Here is an 18,677-nt window from a genome sequence, read left to right as displayed (position 1 = left end):
GATCATGCTGACCGCCAAGATCATCGCCGACGCCGACTTCGTGGTGGCCCCGCTGGACCGCCGGATCTTCGGCACCTTCGTCGAGCACATGGGCCGCTGCGTCTATGGCGGCATCTACGAGCCGGGGCATCCCACCGCGACGCCGGAAGGCTTCCGCCAAGACGTGCTGGACCTGACCAAGGAGCTGGGCGTCACCATCGTCCGCTATCCGGGCGGCAACTTCCTGTCGGGCTACAACTGGGAAGACGGGGTCGGTCCCAAGGAAGATCGTCCCGTCCGCCTGGACCTGGCCTGGCACTCGACCGAGACCAACCAGTTCGGGACCAACGAATTCATCACCTGGTGCCGCAAGGCGGACCTCGAGCCGATGTTCGCCGTGAACACCGGCACGCGCGGCGCCGACGAGGCCCGCCACTTCCTCGAATACTGCAACCATCCGGGGGGCACCCACTATTCCGACCTGCGCCGCGCGCACGGCTACGAGCAGCCGCACGGCATCAAGTTCTGGTGCATCGGCAACGAGATGGACGGCCCCTGGCAGATCTGCGCCAAGACCTCGGCCGAGTACGGGCGCATCGCCCAGGAGACCGGCAAGGTGATGAAGTGGGTCGATCCCACCATCGAGCTGACCGCCTGCGGCTCGTCCCAGCGCGCCATGCCCACCTACGGCAAGTGGGAGTACGAGGTGCTGAACCAGTGCTTCGACCAGGTCGACTACATCTCGCTGCACCACTACTGCCGCAACGACGCCGACGACATCCACGAGTTCCTGGCCACCATCGACGACCTGGACCACTTCATCCGCGAGGTGGCCGCGATCGCCGACGCCGTGGCGGCCAACCGCCGGTCCAAGAAGCGGATCATGCTGTCGCTGGACGAATGGAACGTCTGGTACAAGGCCAGCGGTCCCGACGACCTGAAGAAGCCCGGTTGGCCCGAGGCCCCGCCGCTGATCGAGGAGGTCTACAATCACGAGGACGCCCTCGTGGTCGGCGGCTGCCTGATCGTGATGATGAACAACGCCGACCGCCTGAAGGCCGGCTGCCTGGCCCAGTTGGTCAATGTGATCGGCCCGATCATGACGCAGACCGGCGGCCCGGCCTGGCGCCAGACCATCTTCCACCCGTTCGCCGAGGCCGCCCGCTATGGTCGCGGCCAGGTGCTTAAGCTCAAGGTCGAGACGGGCACGTTCCCGACCAAGGCCCACGGCGAGGTCCCCACCCTGCTCTCGACGATCGTCCACGATCCGGAAACCGGCGCGGTGACGGTGTTCGCCCTGAACCGCAGCACGACCGACGACCTGGAGCTGTCGGTCGACCTGCGCGGCGTCGGCGGCCTGGCCCTGGCCTCGGCCAGCCAGCTGCACGATCCGGACCTGAAGCGGACCAACACCAAGGACCAGCCGGACGCGGTGTCGCCCAAACCCAACGACACGGTCCGCCTGGCGGACGGCCGCCTGACCGGGGTGCTGAAGCGGCAATCCTGGAACGTGGTGGCCCTGACCCGCGCCTGATCAGGTCGTCAGGACATTTCCACTATATTTGTCAGACCACTAAAGACGGACAATTCGAGCCTATCCCCGATCAAACTACCGCGCGGCCGCTCCCCACCCGGAGCGGCCGTTGTCGTTTTCGCCGCTCATACCGGCGATTACGCCGAAACTGGCGGCTTCACGGGCGCGGTTCACGCCTATGGCTTTTGTACGACTAAAGTGACAGTTGCTCTTGCGTGCCAGATATTTGTCAGACAAGATCGTTGTTATCCAGAACCCTTCGCGACGACGAAGGGGCGCGATGACTTGGGAGGGAATGATCATGACAACCGGCGCCCGGAATCCCGTGCGGCGCGCGCGAAGCGCGCACAAAACTCTGCTGATATCCGCGGCCTCGGCCCTGACCCTGCTGGGCGCCGCGCCCGCCCTGGCCCAGACGGCCGCGCAGAAGGACGACCAGACGGTCGACGAGATCGTGGTCACCGGCCAGCGCCAGGCCGCCCAGAGCGCTCAGCAGATCAAGAAGAACAACGACCTGGTCGTCGACTCGATCGTCGCCGAGGACGTGGGCAAGCTGCCCGACAACAACGTCGCCGACGCCCTGGCCCGCGTGACCGGCATCCAGGTCCGCCGCGACTCCGGCGAGGCCAACTCGGTGCTGATCCGCGGCCTGCCCAACCTGGTCACCCTGCTGAACGGCCGCGAGGTGTTCACCACCACCGGCCGCTACATCGCCCTGGCCGACATCCCCGCCAACATGCTGCAGCGGGTCGACGTCTATAAGAGCGCCGCGGCCGACCAGATCGAAGGTGGCATCGCCGGCGCGATCGACGTGCGCACCCGCCGGCCGTTCGACTTCTCGGGCGCCCAGTTCAACGCCTTCGGCCACGCGGTCTATTCCGACAAGGCCGAGAAGTGGAACCCGGACTTCGGCGCCACCGCCTCGAACCGCTGGGAGACCGGCGCCGGCGAGTTCGGCGCCCTGATCGGCGTGTCGTTCATGGAGCGCGACTACCACGAGGAGCGGGCCTTCAACGTCCGGCCCGATCCTAAGACGGACTGCGGCAACGGCACCAAGAGCCGGACCTGCGGCTCGTTCAACGCCGCCCACCCCGCGCCGCAGGACGACGTCCAGGGTCCGTTCGTGATGGGCTACATCCCGATCGCCGGCGACCGCAAGCGCCAGGCAGCCAACTTCGCCCTGCAATGGCGGCCGGACGACACCAGCGAGCTCTACTTCGAGGGCTTCGTCACCGACTACAAGAACGTGTTCGAACTGGATTTCCTGGTGGGCCTGCCCTGGCTGGGCGACGGCAACCTGTCGGCCACGGTGTTCCCGGGCACCAACCAGCTGAAGACGCTGACCAACCACAACGTCTTCACGATCATGTCGACCCAGGCCAACGACCAGCACTCCAACACCAACCAGTTCTCGGCCGGCGGCTACAAGGAGCTGGGCAGCTTCAAGCTGTCGACCGACCTGTCGGTGACCAACTCGTACTTCACGTACGAGAACCCGATCATGGACACCTCGACCATCGTGCCCCTGGTGCAGGTCGACACCAGCCACGACGGCACCGCCCAGCTGAACTACAACAGCCCGGGCTACGACATCACCAATCCGTCAGCCTATACGATCGAGAACTGGTTCGACAACTACGGCAAGCAGACCGGCGGCTCGGTCGATTGGCGGGCCGACGTCGTCTACACCGCGCCCTCCGACGAGTTCATCCGCGAGATCAGCGCCGGCGTCCGCTACGCCGACCGCAGCGCCGAGTCCAACCAGTCGTACGGCGGCGCGGCCTATCCGTTCACCCACACCTCGGTCAGCACCCTGCCGGGCCTGAACGGTGTGTCCGAGCCGATGGCCGGCGGCGGTCCGGACTACATCACCACCCAGTGGTACACGCCCAGCGCCTCGTACCTGCTGAGCAACACCGACAAGGTGCGGGCCCAGACCGCCCTGCTCTACGACCGCAACGTCACCAGCGCCGCCGAGTTCGCCCTGCGCAACGACCCGGTCACGGGCAAACGCCGGATCGACCCGGGCATGTACTTCTCGGATGTCGAGAAGACCTATGCCGGCTACGTGCAGTCCAAGATCGGCGGCGACATGGGCAGCGTCCCCTGGAGCGGCGTGGTCGGCCTGCGCCTGGTGCGCACCGAACAGACCCTGGGCGGCAACAACGTCGACACCGCCACCTCGATCCTGAGGTACACCCCGACTACCAAGAAGAACTCGTCGGTCGATCTGCTGCCCAGCGCGAACCTGCGGTTCGACGTGCGGCCCGACCTGGTGGCCCGCCTGTCGGTGGGCCGCACGGTCACGCGGCCGGACTTCGCCCAGCTGAACCCGGGCGTCTCGCTGTCGACGGTGGCCTCGAACACCACCTTCCTGTCGGGCTCGGGCGGCAACCCGAACCTCAAGCCGGTGACCTCCGACAGCCTCGACACCTCGCTGGAATGGTACTTCGCCCCGGACGGTTTCCTGACGGTCGCCTACTTCCACCGCAACATCGACGGCTATGTGGAGACCACCTCGGCCAACGAGGTGATCAACGGCACCACCTACATCATGACCCGGCCCAGCAACTCCGGGAAGGACAAGCTGGACGGCGTCGAGGTGGGCTACCAGCAGTTCTATGACTTCCTGCCGGGCCCGCTCAGCGGCCTCGGCTTGCAGGCCAACCTCACCTTCATGGACGGCTCGATGGAGAACGGCGTCACCGGGGTGAAGACGGATTTCCGGGGCCTGTCGAAGTGGTCGTACAACGTAGCCGTCCTCTACGAAAAGGGTCCGATCTCGGGTCGCCTGGCCTACAACTGGCGCCAGCACTTCCTCGACACGCCCAACTTCGAGAACAGCGGCTTCGACCTGATCGCCGACGACACCGCCCAGCTGGACGGCAGCCTGTCGTACAAGATCGGCGACAAGATCACCCTGACCCTGGAAGGCGTGAATCTGCTCGACACCGAGTTCAAGGACTACTTCACCGACAAGCACCTGTATCCGCGCGACACCCGTCGCTACGACCGCCAGGTCCTGCTCGGCTTCCGCTGGAAGATGTAAGACCCGCCCGCCCGGTTCCGTTGGAGCCGGGCGGGTCCGTTTTCGCGCCGGAGTTCGTGATGCTGACCCGCAGACACGCCCTGGCCGGAGCCCTGAGCGCGACCCTCCCCGGGATCGCCGCCGCCCAGGCTTCCGCCCAAACGACCGCAAGCCTAAACGACCGGATGACCGGCGACCTGTCGCCTGTCCACGACCCCTGCATCATCAAGCAGGGCGCGACCTATCACCTGTTCTGCACCAGCCAGGCCAACCAGCCGCCCGGCCTGATCCACTGGCGCACCTCGCCCGACCTGGTCACCTGGACCCTGGCCGGCGCGGTCATGCCCGCCCTGCCCGACTGGGCGCAGAAGGAGGTGCCCGGCACGCGCGGCGCCTGGGCGCCCGACATCAGCCTGATCAACGGCCGCTACCACCTCTATTATGCGCTCTCGACCTTCGGGAAGAACCGCTCGGTCATCGCCCTGCAGACCACCGCGACGCTGGACCGGTCCGACCCGGCCTTCGGCTGGCGCGACGAGGGCGTGGTGCTGGCCTCGAAGTCGGGCGACGACTTCAACGCCATCGACGCCAACATCGTCACCGGCCCGGACGGCCGCGTGTGGATGAGCCTGGGCAGTTTCTGGACCGGCCTGAAGCTGGTCGAGATCGACCCGGCGACGGGCAAGCCCAAGGCCGGGGCCGAACTGACGTCCATCGCCGCCCGTCCCCATCCCGACGCCATCGAGGCGCCCTACATCGTCCAGCGCGACGGCTGGTTCTACCTGTTCGCCTCGTTCGACTTTTGCTGCCGCGGCGCCGACAGCAGCTACTACACCGTGGTGGGCCGCTCGAAGGCCGTGGCCGGCCCCTATGTCGACCGCCTCGGCAAGCCGATGCTGAAGGGCGGCGGCTTCATCGTGCTGCACGCCGACCTCGATCCGGCCAAGCGCTTCAAGGGTCCCGGCCACGTGGCCGTGCTGCGCGACGGGGCCCGCGACTACATCGTCTACCACGCCTACGACGCCAAAAAGGGCGGCGCCCCCACCCTCCGCATCCAGCGCCTGGCCTGGACCGACGACGGCTGGCCCGTGGCCGTTTAGCGCTTTTCCCCGCCCAAGGCCGGCCTCGACTGCGCCGTTCCGGACACGCTCCGGGACGGCGCCTTTTCTTTCCGCCCGGGCTCGCCCCCAACCTCGATTGCACCGGTCGAATTTGTCGGACTATATGAACGCCAAGCCGCCCTCAGAGCCGCTCCGACCGTTGGAACGAGGAAACCCATGAAGACTTCAGGCCGCAAGCTGACCGGCGCCCTCCTGGCCGCCACCGCCATCGCCGTCCCGGGCGGAGCCTTCGCGGCCGACTACGCCCGCGCCTCGTTCGGCAAGACGCCCGACGGCGTCGAGGTCGAGGCCATAACCCTGACAAACGGCAAGGGCGTCAGCGCCACCGTGATCACCTACGGCGCCACCCTGCAGTCGCTGGTCGCGCCCGGCCGCGACGGGACCAAGGCCGACATCGCCCTGGGCTTCGAGGACGCCGAGGCCTACGTGAAGAACGCCAGCTATTTCGGCGCCTCGGTCGGCCGGTTCGCCAACCGCATCGGCAAGGGCAAGTTCACGCTGGACGGCAAGACCTACCAGCTGGCGCTGAACAACAACGGCGTCGCCGCTCTGCACGGCGGGGTGAAGGGCTTCGACAAGCAGGTCTGGAAGGTGAGCGACATCAAGCGCGGCCCCGTCGCCTCGGTCACCTTCACCCACGTCAGCCCCGACGGCGAGGAAGGCTATCCCGGCACGCTGACGGCCACGGCCACCTACGCCCTGGACGAGAACAACAACCTGACGATCACCTACGGCGCCACGACCGACAAGCCGACCATCGTCAACATCACCAACCACGCCCTGTTCAACGTGGCGGGCGAAGGCTCGGCCGAGGGCGCGATGGGCAATGTCCTGACCCTGGCCTCGGACGGCTATACGCCGGTGGACGGCGAGCTGATCCCGACCGGCGAGATCACACCCGTGGCCGGCACGCCGTTCGACTTCCGCAAGCCCACCGTGGTGGGCGAGCGTCTCCGCGACGCCCGCGACCCGCAGATCGTCGTCGGCCGCGGCTACGACCACAACATGGTGCTGACGGGCAAGTCGGGCGGTGCCCCGCGCCTGGCCGCGCGCCTGGCCGATCCCAAGAGCGGCCGCGTGCTGGAGATCCTCAGCGACCAGCCGGGCATCCAGTTCTACACCGGCAACTTCATCGACGGCACGATGGTGGGCAAGAGCGGCAAGATCTATCGCCAGGGCGACGGCATCGCCCTGGAGCCCCAGCACTTCCCCGACGCCCCCAACAAGCCGGCCTTCGCCTCGGTGCGGCTGGACCCGGGCCAGACCTACAGCAACACCATGGTGTTCAGGCTGACGACGGACGGGAAGAAGTAGGCGTCTCCAAGGCGCATGACCTCGGAGGGCATTGCGGGCGGTCGTGGAAGTCTGTTTTCCTCACGGCATGCCCGCCGCCTTCTCCATCCGGCCCGTCCGCACCGATCAGGACCTGGCGGCGGTCGTCGCGCTGTTCGAGGACTATGTCGCCGGCCTGACCGTCGACCTGGGTTACCAGGACTTCAGCGGCGAGCTGGCCGGGCTGCCCGGCAAGTACGCCCCGCCGAGAGGTGAGCTGCTGCTGGCCCGGGACGCGGCGGGCGCGCCGCTCGGTTGCGTGGGCCTGCGCCCCCTTTCCGACGACTGCTGCGAGATGAAGCGCCTCTACCTGCTGCCGGCGGCGCGCGGCTTGGGCCTGGGCAGGGCCATGACCGAGGCGGTGATCGAGACCGCCCGCGCCCTCGGCTACGGCGAGCTGCGGCTCGACACCCTGCCCAGCATGACCACCGCCATGGGGCTGTACGACGCCATGGGCTTCGAGCGCACCGCCCCCTACTACGCCCCGACACCGGACGGCACGGTGTTCATGCGGCTGAAGCTCTGACCGCGATTAGGTCCTTTTCGCCACCAGTGAAGCGCCCCCAGGCGGATAATCCTGGCGGCGTGTCCGGCCTATCGGTGAGCTGCGGCGGACCGTCCGTCGCGCGACGGAGCGCCGAGTATGAACGTCCTCTACTCCACACAGGCCACCGCCCTGGGCGGACGTGACGGCTGGGCCGCCAGCGTCGACGGGGTGCTGAAGGTCAAGCTGGCCAAGCCTCGCGCGCTGGACGGCGCGGGCGGCGGCGCCACGCCCGAGCACCTGTTCGCCGCCGCCTACGCCGCCTCCTTCCTGGAAGCCCTGCGCGCCGCCGCGCCCGAAACCGGCTCCGTGATCACCGACGACGCCAACGTCACGGTGACCGTCAGCATAAGACGCCCCGAAAGCGAGGACGGCTTGACCCTGGACGTGTCCCTGGCCCTCGACCTGCCCGACGTCGACCGAGAGACCGCCCAGGTCCTGGCCCGTCGCGCCCACGACCTTTGCCCCTATTCCCGCGCCCTGCGTGCCCGTCTCGAGCCCCGGGTCTCGATCGCCTGACTTTGCCGCGCTCCGCACCTTGAGCCCAACGCCACAAGGCGCTTCGATGGAGCGCCCCGCGACTCAGGGCCAGGGGAACGACCATGCCGCATATGCCGGATTTCGAGGCCTGGGCGATCTTCGCCAAGGTGGCCGACAAGGGCTCGTTCTCGCTGGCCGCCGAGGAATTGGGCCTGGCCAAGACCACCGTCTCCAAGGCCGTCACGCGGCTGGAGGAGCGGCTGCGCACGACGCTGCTGCACCGCACGACCCGCAAGCTGTCGCTGACCGAGAGCGGCCGCTCCTGCCTGGAGCGCGCCCTGCGCATCCTCAACGACGGCGAGGCGATCGAAGCCGAGATCCTGGAGGAGGCGGCGATTCCGCGCGGCCTGGTGCGCTTCGCCTCGACCGGCGCCTTTGGTGTGCGGACCCTGGCCCCGCTGATCCCCGAGTTCCTGAAGCGCTATCCGGAGATCGAGCTCGATTTCCACATCACCGACAACAAGGTCGACCTGATCGACGACGGCTACGACCTGATGATCACGATCGGCCAGCTCGCCGACTCGTCGCTGCGCGCCAGCCGCCTCTTCTCGCACCGGCTGCCGGTGGTGGGCGCGCCGGCCTTGTTCGATCGATATGGCCGCCCCTCGCACCCGACCGACCTGCTGAAGATGCCGCTGATGATCTACACCCACGTGCGGGAAGCCCAGGAGTGGCGCTTCTTCCATCCCGTGCACGGCGAGCACCTGGTGATGGTGGACGGGGCGATCCGGGTGAACAACGGCCTGGCGGGTGTCCCGATCCTGCTGGCGGGCCTGGCTGCGACGCTCCAGCCGGAGGTCTATATCTGGGACGAGCTCAGGGACGGCCGGCTCGAGGAGGTCCTGACCGACTGGAGCCTGGTGCCCGTGCCCGTCCACATCCTCACCCCTCCGGGACGCGCGCGGCCGGCGCGCGTGCGGGTGCTGATCGAGTTCCTGCGTGAGCACTTCGCCAAGCAACCCTGGGCGCACGGCATCGAGACCTAGGGGCGGCCGATTAGGCTGCTTTGGGCAACAGTGAAGCGCCGCTTGGGTCGATTATCGCCGAACGCCGGCCCGCCTATCCCTGTCTCCAGGCAATCAAGCCGATCGGGAGTAGGGACATGGACGGGTTCAAGATTTCGGCGAGCGACCTGCTGGCGGGCGATTGGGACAGCGCCTCGCGGGCGCTGGCCAAGGACCTGGCGCGCGGCGGCCTGGCGCCCTGGCAGGTGCGCATGCTGAACGCCCATATCGACGCCAATCTCGACAGCGACATTCGGGTCGAGGACCTCGCGGCGCTGGTCCGGCTCAGCGTCAGCCACTTCGGTCGGGCCTTCAAGCAGAGCTTCGGCCGCTCGCCCCACGCCCACGTCATCGCCGAACGCATCGCCCGCGCCCAGGTCCTGATGCTGGAGACCGCCGAGCCCCTGGCCCAGATCGCCCTCGACGTCGGCCTGTCCGACCAGAGCCACCTGTCGCGCCTTTTCCGCCAGGCGACCGGAGACACCCCCTTCGCCTGGCGCCGCGCCCGCTGGAGCCCCGTCGGCACCGGCGTGACCGTGCAATGACCGCGAAAAAGGCGCTGGACTGACCCAAGGGCGCCGGGTGTGGGATCGGTTCAAACAACCGTTCCGGAGGAGGACGCCATGCCCGAAGCCCTGATCATCGACGCCTGCCGCACGCCGCGCGGCATCGGCAAGGTCGGCAAGGGCGCCCTGGCCGATTTCCATCCCCAGCACCTGGCCGCCACGGTGCTGAAGGCCCTGGCCGAGCGCAACAACCTCAACACCGCCGAGGTCGACGACATCATCTGGGGCACCAGCACCCAGCGCGGCAAGCAGGGCGGCGACCTGGGCCGGATGGCCGCCCTCGACGCCGGCTACGACATCCGGGCCAGCGGCATGACCCTGGACCGCTTCTGCGGTTCGGGCATCACCACGGTGAACCTGGCGGCGGCCTCGATCATGTCGGGCATGGAGGACCTGGTCATCGCCGGCGGGACCGAGATGATGTCCTACACCGCCGCCACGGCCGACCGCAGCGCGCCCGGCCTGCTGGACAGCGGCAACACCCGCCTGCGCGCCAAGCATCCGCAGAGCCACCAGGGCGTCTGCGCCGACGCCATCGCCACGCTGGAGGGAATCCCGCGCTCGGCCCTGGACGAGCTGGCCCTGGTCAGCCAGCAGCGCGCCGAGCAGGCGATCCGCGAAGGCCGCTTCGACCGCGCCCTGGTTCCGGTCTTCCATGACGACGGGACACTGGCCCTGGACCGCGAGGAATTCCCGCGCCCCGAGACCACCCTGGAAGGCCTGGCCTCGCTGAAGCCCTCGTTCGCCCCGTTCGCGGCCGCGCCGATCGACGAGGCCGGCATGACCCTGGGCGGGCTGATCACCTCGGTCTATCCGGACCTGAAGATCGAGCACGTGCACCATGCCGGCAATTCGTCGGGCGTGGTCGACGGCGCCGCGGCCGTGCTGCTGGCCTCGCCGGCCTATGCGGCCAAGCACGGGCTGAAGGCGCGGGCCCGCATCGTGGCCATGGCCAATATGGGCGACAGCCCGACCCTGATGCTGAACGCCCCCGTCCCCGCCGCCCGCAAGGTGCTGGCCAAGGCCGGGCTGACGGTCGACGACATCGACCTGTGGGAGATCAACGAGGCCTTCGCCGTGGTGGCCGAGAAGTTCATCCGCGACCTGGCCCTCGATCGGAGCAAGGTCAACGTCAACGGCGGCGCCATGGCCCTGGGCCATCCGATCGGCGCCACCGGTTCGATCCTGGTCGGCACGATGCTGGACGAACTGGAACGGACCGGCGGCCGCTACGGCCTGGTGACCATGTGCGCGGCCGGCGGCATGGCCCCGGCGGTGATCATCGAGCGGGTGTAAGGGGAACACCCAAGGATCACACCCTCAGCCCCCAATCGGTTGTCATCCCGGAAGCCTCGCAGAGGCTGTCCGGGACCCAGGGGACTGGGTGGAAGCGATGCGGTTCACCTGGGTCCCGGACAAGCGCTCCGCGCTTTCCGGGATGACAACCGTCGGGGAGCGGCTGTAGCCCCTACCCCTTCGTCGCGCCCATCAGATTGTCGCGCAGCCGGGCCACCGAGGCCTGCAGCACCGGGAACGTCTCCTCATTCAGTCCCGTGGCGTCGATCAGCGCATCGCCGGGATTGGCGTCGACCAGCTTGCGGCCGGCCGGGGTCAGGCTGAGCCGCACCTGCCGCTCGTCGGCCGGGTCGCGCCGCCGTTCGACATAACCCATCTGCTCCATCTTCTTGAGGATGGGCGTCAGGGTGTTGGACTCCAGGAACAGCTTCTCGCCCAGCGCGCCCACGGTCTGGCCGTCCTCGTCGGCCAGGGCCACCAGGGCGATATACTGGGTGTAGGTCAGGCCCAGCGCGTCCAGCAGGGGCTTGTAGGCGCGGCCGAAGGCCAGGTTCGCCGAATAGATCGCGAAACACAGGAACGTCGGCAGCTTGCGGTCGTCGCCGCCGGTCGGCGGGGTCTGGGCGGTCGTGGGCATTTGCGCCTCCAGGGCGGGGTTCGTTGCCCGCATATATAAATCGTATCCGATTAAATCGGAAGTGCTTGACTCGCTCCGGAGGCGCGACTAATTACATCGCATCCGATTAAAGCGGATGCGATCAACAAACCCAAAAGGAGCTCTCCCATGACCGCCAAGGTTCTTTTCACCGGCAAGACCCACACCACGGCCGGCGCCAACGGCGCGGCGCGCAGCGCCGACGGTTTCCTGGATATCAAGCTGCCCCAGCCCCACCCCGCCGCCGAGAACCTGTTCGGCGCGGCCTGGTCGGCCTGCTATCTGGGCGCGATCCAGCTGGCCGCCGGCCAACGCAAGATCGCCCTGACCGACCCGTCGGTCGACGCCGAGATCGACCTGGTCAACGAAGCCGGCGCCTTCTTCCTGCAAGCCCGCCTCGCCGTCGGCCTGCCGGGCCTCGACCGCGACGTCGCCCAAGAGCTGATCGACGCCGCCCACGCGATCTGCCCGTATTCGAAGGCCGTGCACGGCAACATCGACGTCGTCACCACCCTGGCCTAACGCCTGACCTCACGAAAACGACTTGGGCCCGCGCGGACGACCGGCGGGCCCAAGTTCTTTCCGGAAATCCCGAACTCTAGGCGCGCTTCTTCGGCGCCTTCTTCGTGGACGCATTCAGCGCCACGGCGGCGCGGATCAGCGCCTTGAACGCCGCCTCGTCGATCGCCTCGCCTTGGCGGAAGTCGATCGCCCGCCGCGTGGCGCCCTCCAGGCTGGAATTGAACAGGCTTGAGGGGTCCTCCACCGACGCGCCCTTGGCGAAGGTGGTCTTCACGGCCGCCTTGTAGGTCTCGCCGGTGCAGATGATCCCGTCGTGCGACCACACGGGAATCCCCCACTTCCATTCCTCGACCACGTCGGGATCGGCCTCGTGGATCAGCTGGCGGATCTTGGCCAGGGCCTGGCCGCGCCAGTCGCCGTCCAACGCCGCGATGGCCTTGTCGATCAGTTCGGACGGCGGGCCTTCCACCGGCCCGCCCATCTGCTTCTTCATCGCCTCACACCTCGTACTGGCGGTTCACATGCGTTCGCCGGGCAACCGGCTGGCTTGCTTCACCCAGTCGCTGAACCGGGCTTCGTCGACAGCCTCGTCTTCGTGGACGTGGAAATAGCGCACGTCCTTCTGCTTGGAGCCCACCGGCGGCGGGGGATCGAGCGCCGCGCCGCGGAAGAAGGCCACCTTGATGTAGCGGTCGTAGACATGGAAGCTGAGGAACCAAGTCTTCTCCTCGACCCCGTAGAAGGGCGAGTTCCACTTCACCGCCTTGCGCACGTCGGGGACGGCGGCGGTGATCAAGGCGTCCAGCTTGCGCCCGACCGCGCTCTTCCAGCCCGGCATCGCCGCGATATAGGCCTGGATCGGTCCCTCGCCGTAGCCCTTGGCGATCTGCGGATTGCCGCCGGACAGCAGTTTCGGCTCGGTCATGGCGCCGGCTCCCTATCCTTCCGCGCGTCGTCGTCCCTTGGTGACGTACGGCAGCACGAACATGTACAGACCGCTGACCAGCAGCAAGATCAACGGGACCAGGGCGAACAGCCCGACCCAGGCCGGGGGTTGCCCCTTGGTCATGACGATCATGTAGCCGACGACGCCCGCCGTGAAGACGATCGACAGCCAGCGATGGGTCTGGCGGATAAGGGTGTTGAGGTTCACGGGGTTCTCCCTTGTCTTTGCGGCAGCCATCCCGGATCGGCGCTTCGCGCCGTCCGGGACGACGACGAATTGGCGCTAGTCCAGCCGGTCCAGCAGCTGGTCGAGGTTGCCCAGGAACTGCTTCCAGCCGGCGTGGGCGCCGCCGTAGGCTTGCTTCTGGGTGGGGCTGAAGCCCGCCTGCTCGACGCGCAGATGCGTGCCCGTGGGCGTCGGGGTCAGGGTGAAGGTCACCACGCTCTGCAGCGCGTAGGCCGGGTCGGGATGCTCGTGGTTCCAGGTGTAGGACAGGGTCTTCTGCGGCTCGATCGCCAGGACCTCGCAGTCCAGCACCCCGCCCCACTCGCCGCGCAGCTGGAAGCCGTGGCCCACCTGGGGCTTGAAGTCGTTCTTCATCAGCCACTCCTCCATCAGGTGCGGCTGGGTCAGCGCGCGCCAGAGCTTCTCCGGGGGATGCGCGATGTCGCGTTCGACGACGACGGTGCGCGTTTCGGTCTCGGTGCTGGTCATTGGTCCATCCTGTTGAGCAGGTCTTCGAGGTTGTCGAACCGGGCTTCCCAGAACCCGGCCATGCGGCTTGTCCAATCGACCAACGGGGCCAGGGCGTTCAGCTGGGCGCTGTAGTGGGTCTGGCGGCCGTCCTGGCGGTCGCGCACCAGTCCGGCCTGCTTCAGCACGCCCAGATGCTTGGACACCGCCGGCTGGGACACCCCGGCGACGATCGTCAGGGCCCCCACCGTCTGTTCGCCGTCCAGGCACAGCCGCTCGAAAATCCCTCGTCGGGTGGGATCGGCGAGCGTTCTGAAGAGCACGTCGTGGGCGTCGGTCATGGCAACTCATAACCCGTTGGCTATGAGTTACGCATAACTGGCGAGTTATGGGTTCGTCAAGGGGGCGCCTGAAATCCTTCCCTCCCCCGTGTGGGGAGGGTGGCGGCGAAGCCGACGGGTGGGGGATCGGTGCAGGGTGTTGGACGGGGCGGAATTGCTGACTCAGCAAACCCCACCCGACCCTGGCTCCGCCAGGGCCACCCTCCCCACAAGGGGGAGGGAAAGATCTAGGGTCGCGCGTAGTACGCCTCGACCAGCTGCCGGTGCGGCGGCAGATGCTTGAGCGCCTCGCGGCTGGCCTCGGCGACCTTGGCGAAGCTCTGCCTGGCGACCGCGCCCTCGTCGTAGCGCCCCTCGACGGGCGCGAAGTCGGTGGCCGCGTTCATGCCGTACAGGATGTACTGGTAGCTGGACGGCAGGAAGGTCTCGAGGTCGACCAGGAAGTCGAACCGCGACACCGGGCGGTGCTTCCACTGGGCCAGCAGGTCGCGCAGGGCCTCGGGCCAGGTGGCCGGGTCGGCGTTGTCGCGCCAGTACGGCTCGTCGCGCCTGGTCAGGCAGTAGTGAAGCTTGAGGAACGAGACGATCCGCTCGAAGCGGCCGACCATGGCGGCGTTGAAGGTGCGGGCGGCGGCGTCGCGGGCCGCGCGGTCGCGCAGCGGGAAGACCTCGGCGATCATCGTCGCGGCCACCTCGATCAGCATGATGCCGGTCGATTCCAGCGGCTCGAAGAAGCCCGCCGACAGGCCCACGGCCACGCAGTTGCCGATCCACTGGCGCTCGCGATAGCCGGTCTGGAACTTCAGCAGCCGGGCGTTCAGCCCGTCGCCGGCCTTGCCGACATAGCCGCGCAGCACCTCTTCGGCCCGGGCCTCGTCGGTGTGGTGGCTGGAGAAGACGTAGCCGACGCCCCGGCGGCTATCGAGGCCGATGTCCCAGGTCCAGCCGGCCTCGTGGGCGGTGGCCAGGGTGTAGGGATTGATCGGCGCGTCGGGCGCCTCGTACGGGACCTGGATCGCCAGGGCCCGGTCGTTGAACAGCACGTCGTCCACCCGCTTGAACGACGCGCCCAGGGCCTCGCCGATCAGCAGGGCGCGGAAGCCCGAGCAGTCGACGAAGAGGTCGCCCTCGATCGTCCCCAGCTCGCCCGCCTGGATCGAGGCGATGTCGCCGGTCATGTCGCGGGTCACCCCGTCGACCTTGCCCTTCAGGTGCGTGACGCCCGCCTCGACCGCCACCCCGCGCAGGAAATCGGCGAAGCGCGCGGCGTCGAAGTGGTAGGCGTAGTTCATCGGCCCCTGGAAGTCGGGGTCCTCCAGGCGCTTGGGCGCCCGCCCTTCGGCGATCAGCGTCCTCTGCGTCGTCACCGCGTCGGCGAACGGCAAGGACCCGCCCGCCTGGTGGTCCAGCAGCCAATAGGGCGACAGATCGCGACCGTTGGGTCGGAGCGGCAGGTTGAACGGGTGAAAGTATTCGGAAGATTTCCCACGTTCCGAACGCCGCTCCCAATCCACGAACCGAACGCCCTGTTTGAAGGTCGCCGAACTCTCGCGCAGGAACCGCGCTTCGCTGACGCCCAGCTCGGCCAGGGTGGAACGGATGGTGGGGAAAGTGCCCTCGCCCACCCCGATGGTGGCGATGTCCGGCGCCTCGATCAGGGTGATCTTCGCCCCGTCCGGCCGGTCGGCGCCGAGGCGCTTGGCCAGATAGGCGGCGGTCAGCCATCCGGCCGTGCCGCCGCCGACGATGACGATGCGGTTCCCGGTCATGAGCGGCTCCTTAGAGACGTCTGGGGAGACGCCTGGAAGATTGGACGAAACCCCGAGTCCGGAGCGGTCCGGAAAAGAAAAATCCCGGGTGACGGTCAGGAGCGCCGTCACCCGGGTCAGAGCGCAGTCTGGGAGGCAATACGCTCAAAGATAGGGGGAGCGGCGCGCCCCTCTCGAGAAAGGACGCGCCGCTCCTGAAGCGGGGTCCGGGGGGAGGACCGGGCTTCAAGCGGTCATCCCCGCCCGGCTGGGCCGGTCGGGGACTCGGGATCGGCCTAGAACTTCGTCTTCAGACGAACGCCCCAGGTACGCGGCGGCTGGTAGACCGCCGTCCAGATCGGATCGTAGTTGGGCACGCCGGCGGCGCCGGCCCCGGTCTTGATGTTCTTGTCCTCGAGGTTCTGGACGAACACTTCGGCCGACCAGGGGGCTTCCGCCGGTTCGTAACGCAGGGTCACGTCCGTGCGGGTGTAGCTGCCCTGTTGGTCCGGCTTGCCCTGGTTGAAGTAGGACAGCCAGCTCTTGCTTTCGAAGTGCGTGCTGATCCGCGGGACGATCCGGCCGTTCTCCAGCTCGAAGATGTGCTCGTAGGCCACCGTGCCCGAGAAGTGCGGGGCGTGGGGCAGCTCGTTGCCCTTCAGCTGGACCGCGTGGGCCGCGTCGTTCGGGCCGATGCGGCCGTCGGCGGCCATCAGCTCGTCCATCTTGGTGTCCTGGGCGGTCGCCGAGATCTGCAGGCGGTCGTTGGCCGTCAGGTTGGCGGTCAGTTCGGCCTCGATACCATAGGCCTGGGCGCCCTTGGCGTTGGTCGTGATGACCTGCGACTTGTCGACCGTGCCGTCCGGCTTGAACGTCGTGAGCACCTGGTTGACCTGGTAGCCCTTGAAGTCCTCGTAGTAGGCCGCGAGGTTCAGGGTCGCCCGGCCGTCCAGGAAGCGGATCTTCGAGCCGACTTCGTAGTTGGTCAGGGTTTCCGGGTCGGCCAGCAGGCCGCCGTCCTCGATGTTGCCCGACTTGAAGCCGGTGCTGACGCTGCCGTAGACGAGCACGTCGTCGCTCACGTCGGCGTCGGCGCGCGCCAGCCAGGTGAACTTGTCCCAGCTGCCCTTCACGTCGTTGTTGCTGATGCTGTAGCCGGGGCCCAGCAGGGCCAACAGTTGGTCGGCCGTCGCGCCGCGGTCACGGCCGAAGATGCCGTTGTCGCAACGCTCGGGATGGCCGCCGTTCGGCGCCGTGGCTTCGGCGGTGAGGCAGTCGTTGTAGCCCTTGAACGTGACGTTCCGGCCGCCCTGGTCCTGCTTGGTGTCGTCGGTGTAGCGCACGCCGCCGGTCAGGCGGATGCGGTCGTTGACGTGCCAGGTCGCCTGACCGAAGGCGGCCTTCGATTCCACCGTGCGCTTGGCCTGGATGAAGCTGCCCGACCAGCTCATCGGACCGTTGCGATAGCCGTCGCGCTGGTCGATGTCGAAGCGGATCGAGTTGTCTTCGTGGCTGTAGAAGCCGCCGACGATCCAGTCGACGACGTTGTCGCCCTGAGACTTCAGCTGGACTTCGTGGCTCCAGGCGTCGTTGCGCGACCAGACGGTGTGGTTCTCGCCGAAGCCGCCCTTGGTCAGCGAGCCGTCCGGACGGGTCACGCCCAGGATGCCCGCGTCGGCGTCGCTGTTGGCGCTGCCGCCCACGCGTTGCCAGCCGGTGATGTAGGTCAGGCCGACCTTCTCATTGATGGAATAGTCCATCGTGCTGCGCACGCCGTACGAGAAGCGGTCGCTCTCGGGGGCGGTGTCGATCAGGGCCGACCACTTCTTCTGGCCGGCGCGCGGGGTCTGGGCCAGCGCGATGATCGGGGCGCCGGTGTCCTGGTAGCCCTCGACGTTGACGTTCCAGGTGAAGTTGTCGTTCGGCTTCCACAGGGCGCTCAGGCGGGCCGAGCGCTGGTCCTGGGCGTAGTATTTCTTGCCCTGGGTGACGAAGGCCGACGGGCTGACGCCCACCACTTCGGGCGGACGCTGGAAGTCGGCGTAGCCGTCGTGGCGCTCTGTGATCGCCGCCAGGCGCAGGGCGAAGGTGTCCGACACCGGCATGTTGACCGCCACGCGGGCGCCCAGGCGGTTGTACGAACCGCCGACGACCTCGGCGTTGCCGTAGTAGTCGCCCAGCGTCGGCTTGGCGGTGCGGATGCTGACGGCGCCGACGGTGGCGTTACGGCCGAACAGCGTGCCTTGCGGACCGCGCGCCACTTCGACGGCGTCCACGTCGTACATCAGCACGGCCGCGCCTTGGGCGCGCGGCGAGTAGATGCCGTCGACATAGATGGCGACTTCCGGGTCGGCCACTTCGGTGAAGGCGGTGTCGTTGCCGATGCCGCGCATGGTGATCAGGATCGCGCCCTGGTCGCCCTGCTGGTTGATGGCCATCGACGGCACGAACTTGGCGAGGTCGGTGACGTCCTTGACCTGGTTACGGTCGAGCTGGCTCTGACCGAACGCGCTGATGGCGATCGGGGTGTCCTGCAGGTTGGTCTCCCGCTTGGTGGCGGTGACCGTGATCTCTTCGAGTTGGGTGCTGTCGGCCGCCGCCGGAGCGGTCTGAGCCTGGACGGCGGTCGCGGCGATCATGGCCGCCACGGCCGACGAGCCGGCCAATAGGGTTTTGCGGAGCTTCATCTTCATCCCTCCCTGCGCGCGATCCTTTGTGGTCGCGACTTGCGTCTTGTGAATAGCTACAGTACGACAACGTTGTCAATCAGCTATCTATTTACGACTTAGTTGAAAGCGCCGTTTCGTTCGTCGTGATTAGTTGAAAAT

The 18,677-nt window shown here is 67.7% G+C and carries 19 protein-coding genes; 10 read left to right on the top strand and 9 right to left on the bottom strand.

All coding sequences use genetic code 11. The annotated features are described in order from the left end of the window. The first annotated feature begins 4 nt into the window (after positions 1-4). The gene (locus tag BR39_RS0100245) at positions 5-1,513 is read left to right on the top strand and encodes an alpha-N-arabinofuranosidase (RefSeq protein ID WP_029907023.1); all 1,509 of its coding nucleotides are present in this window, start codon (positions 5-7) and stop codon (positions 1,511-1,513) included. 75 nt (positions 1,514-1,588) lie between these two features. Here the strand turns inward: BR39_RS0100245 and BR39_RS26290 are convergent, their stop codons facing one another. Continuing rightward, positions 1,589-1,816 (bottom strand): hypothetical protein, encoded by a 228-nt coding sequence (locus BR39_RS26290; RefSeq protein ID WP_156035528.1) that lies wholly within the window; start codon positions 1,814-1,816, stop codon positions 1,589-1,591. On the opposite strand from BR39_RS26290, the gene BR39_RS0100240 reads away from it, so the two are divergent. From BR39_RS0100240 to BR39_RS0100205, 8 genes are all read left to right on the top strand, one after another. Continuing rightward, entirely contained in the window at positions 1,815-4,562 is a 2,748-nt protein-coding gene (locus BR39_RS0100240; RefSeq protein ID WP_197026620.1) for a TonB-dependent receptor, read from the top strand. The genes BR39_RS26290 and BR39_RS0100240 overlap by 2 nt on opposite strands. 59 nt (positions 4,563-4,621) lie before the next feature. Further along, positions 4,622-5,641, top strand: a complete 1,020-nt coding sequence (locus BR39_RS0100235) for an arabinan endo-1,5-alpha-L-arabinosidase (RefSeq protein WP_029907021.1) — start codon at positions 4,622-4,624, stop codon at positions 5,639-5,641. A 177-nt stretch (positions 5,642-5,818) separates the two neighbouring features. Then, a complete protein-coding gene (locus tag BR39_RS0100230) occupies positions 5,819-6,976 on the top strand; it encodes an aldose epimerase family protein (RefSeq protein ID WP_029907020.1) in 1,158 nt (385 codons plus the stop codon). A gap of 67 nt (positions 6,977-7,043) precedes the next feature. Continuing rightward, on the top strand, positions 7,044-7,520 hold the full coding sequence (locus BR39_RS0100225) for a GNAT family N-acetyltransferase (protein WP_029907019.1): 477 nt from the start codon (positions 7,044-7,046) through the stop codon (positions 7,518-7,520). Between the two features lie 117 nt (positions 7,521-7,637). After that, positions 7,638-8,057 (top strand): Ohr family peroxiredoxin, encoded by a 420-nt coding sequence (locus tag BR39_RS0100220; RefSeq protein WP_029907018.1) that lies wholly within the window; start codon positions 7,638-7,640, stop codon positions 8,055-8,057. 83 nt (positions 8,058-8,140) lie between these two features. Further along, positions 8,141-9,064 (top strand): LysR family transcriptional regulator, encoded by a 924-nt coding sequence (locus tag BR39_RS0100215; protein WP_029907017.1) that lies wholly within the window; start codon positions 8,141-8,143, stop codon positions 9,062-9,064. A gap of 116 nt (positions 9,065-9,180) precedes the next feature. Beyond that, a complete protein-coding gene (locus BR39_RS0100210; protein ID WP_051695008.1) occupies positions 9,181-9,627 on the top strand; it encodes a helix-turn-helix domain-containing protein in 447 nt (148 codons plus the stop codon). 78 nt (positions 9,628-9,705) lie between these two features. After that, a complete protein-coding gene (locus tag BR39_RS0100205; RefSeq protein WP_029907015.1) occupies positions 9,706-10,944 on the top strand; it encodes an acetyl-CoA C-acetyltransferase in 1,239 nt (412 codons plus the stop codon). A gap of 172 nt (positions 10,945-11,116) precedes the next feature. Here the strand turns inward: BR39_RS0100205 and BR39_RS0100200 are convergent, their stop codons facing one another. Continuing rightward, positions 11,117-11,581, bottom strand: coding sequence for a MarR family winged helix-turn-helix transcriptional regulator (locus tag BR39_RS0100200; protein ID WP_029907014.1), 465 nt, complete (start codon positions 11,579-11,581; stop codon positions 11,117-11,119). A gap of 147 nt (positions 11,582-11,728) precedes the next feature. On the opposite strand from BR39_RS0100200, the gene BR39_RS0100195 reads away from it, so the two are divergent. Then, the gene (locus BR39_RS0100195; RefSeq protein WP_029907013.1) at positions 11,729-12,121 is read left to right on the top strand and encodes an Ohr family peroxiredoxin; all 393 of its coding nucleotides are present in this window, start codon (positions 11,729-11,731) and stop codon (positions 12,119-12,121) included. A gap of 76 nt (positions 12,122-12,197) precedes the next feature. On the opposite strand, the gene BR39_RS0100190 is transcribed toward BR39_RS0100195, so the two are convergent. From BR39_RS0100190 to BR39_RS0100160, 7 genes are all read right to left on the bottom strand, one after another. Further along, positions 12,198-12,614: a DUF1801 domain-containing protein gene (locus BR39_RS0100190; protein ID WP_029907012.1), complete on the bottom strand. Its 417-nt coding sequence runs from the start codon at positions 12,612-12,614 to the stop codon at positions 12,198-12,200. A gap of 24 nt (positions 12,615-12,638) precedes the next feature. Continuing rightward, complete coding sequence (locus BR39_RS0100185) at positions 12,639-13,046, bottom strand: DUF1801 domain-containing protein (protein WP_029907011.1); 408 nt, start codon at positions 13,044-13,046, stop codon at positions 12,639-12,641. Between the two features lie 12 nt (positions 13,047-13,058). Continuing rightward, on the bottom strand, positions 13,059-13,274 hold the full coding sequence (locus BR39_RS0100180) for a hypothetical protein (RefSeq protein WP_029907010.1): 216 nt from the start codon (positions 13,272-13,274) through the stop codon (positions 13,059-13,061). A 75-nt stretch (positions 13,275-13,349) separates the two neighbouring features. After that, positions 13,350-13,781, bottom strand: a complete 432-nt coding sequence (locus tag BR39_RS0100175; RefSeq protein ID WP_029907009.1) for an SRPBCC domain-containing protein — start codon at positions 13,779-13,781, stop codon at positions 13,350-13,352. Further along, positions 13,778-14,101, bottom strand: coding sequence for a helix-turn-helix transcriptional regulator (locus BR39_RS0100170; RefSeq protein WP_029907008.1), 324 nt, complete (start codon positions 14,099-14,101; stop codon positions 13,778-13,780). The genes BR39_RS0100175 and BR39_RS0100170 overlap by 4 nt, the downstream gene beginning before the upstream one ends. A 227-nt stretch (positions 14,102-14,328) precedes the next feature. Next, complete coding sequence (locus tag BR39_RS0100165) at positions 14,329-15,870, bottom strand: tryptophan halogenase family protein (RefSeq protein ID WP_029907007.1); 1,542 nt, start codon at positions 15,868-15,870, stop codon at positions 14,329-14,331. Positions 15,871-16,145: 275 nt separating this feature from the next. After that, positions 16,146-18,536, bottom strand: coding sequence for a TonB-dependent receptor (locus tag BR39_RS0100160; RefSeq protein ID WP_029907006.1), 2,391 nt, complete (start codon positions 18,534-18,536; stop codon positions 16,146-16,148). Positions 18,537-18,677: the final 141 nt, after the last annotated feature.

Origin of the sequence: Caulobacter sp. UNC358MFTsu5.1 (assembly GCF_000712075.1) — a bacterium.
Taxonomy (GTDB): Bacteria; Pseudomonadota; Alphaproteobacteria; order Caulobacterales; family Caulobacteraceae; genus Caulobacter.
The sequence above is the reverse complement of the archived record's forward strand: the minus strand, read 5'-3'. Positions and strand labels throughout refer to the sequence as shown.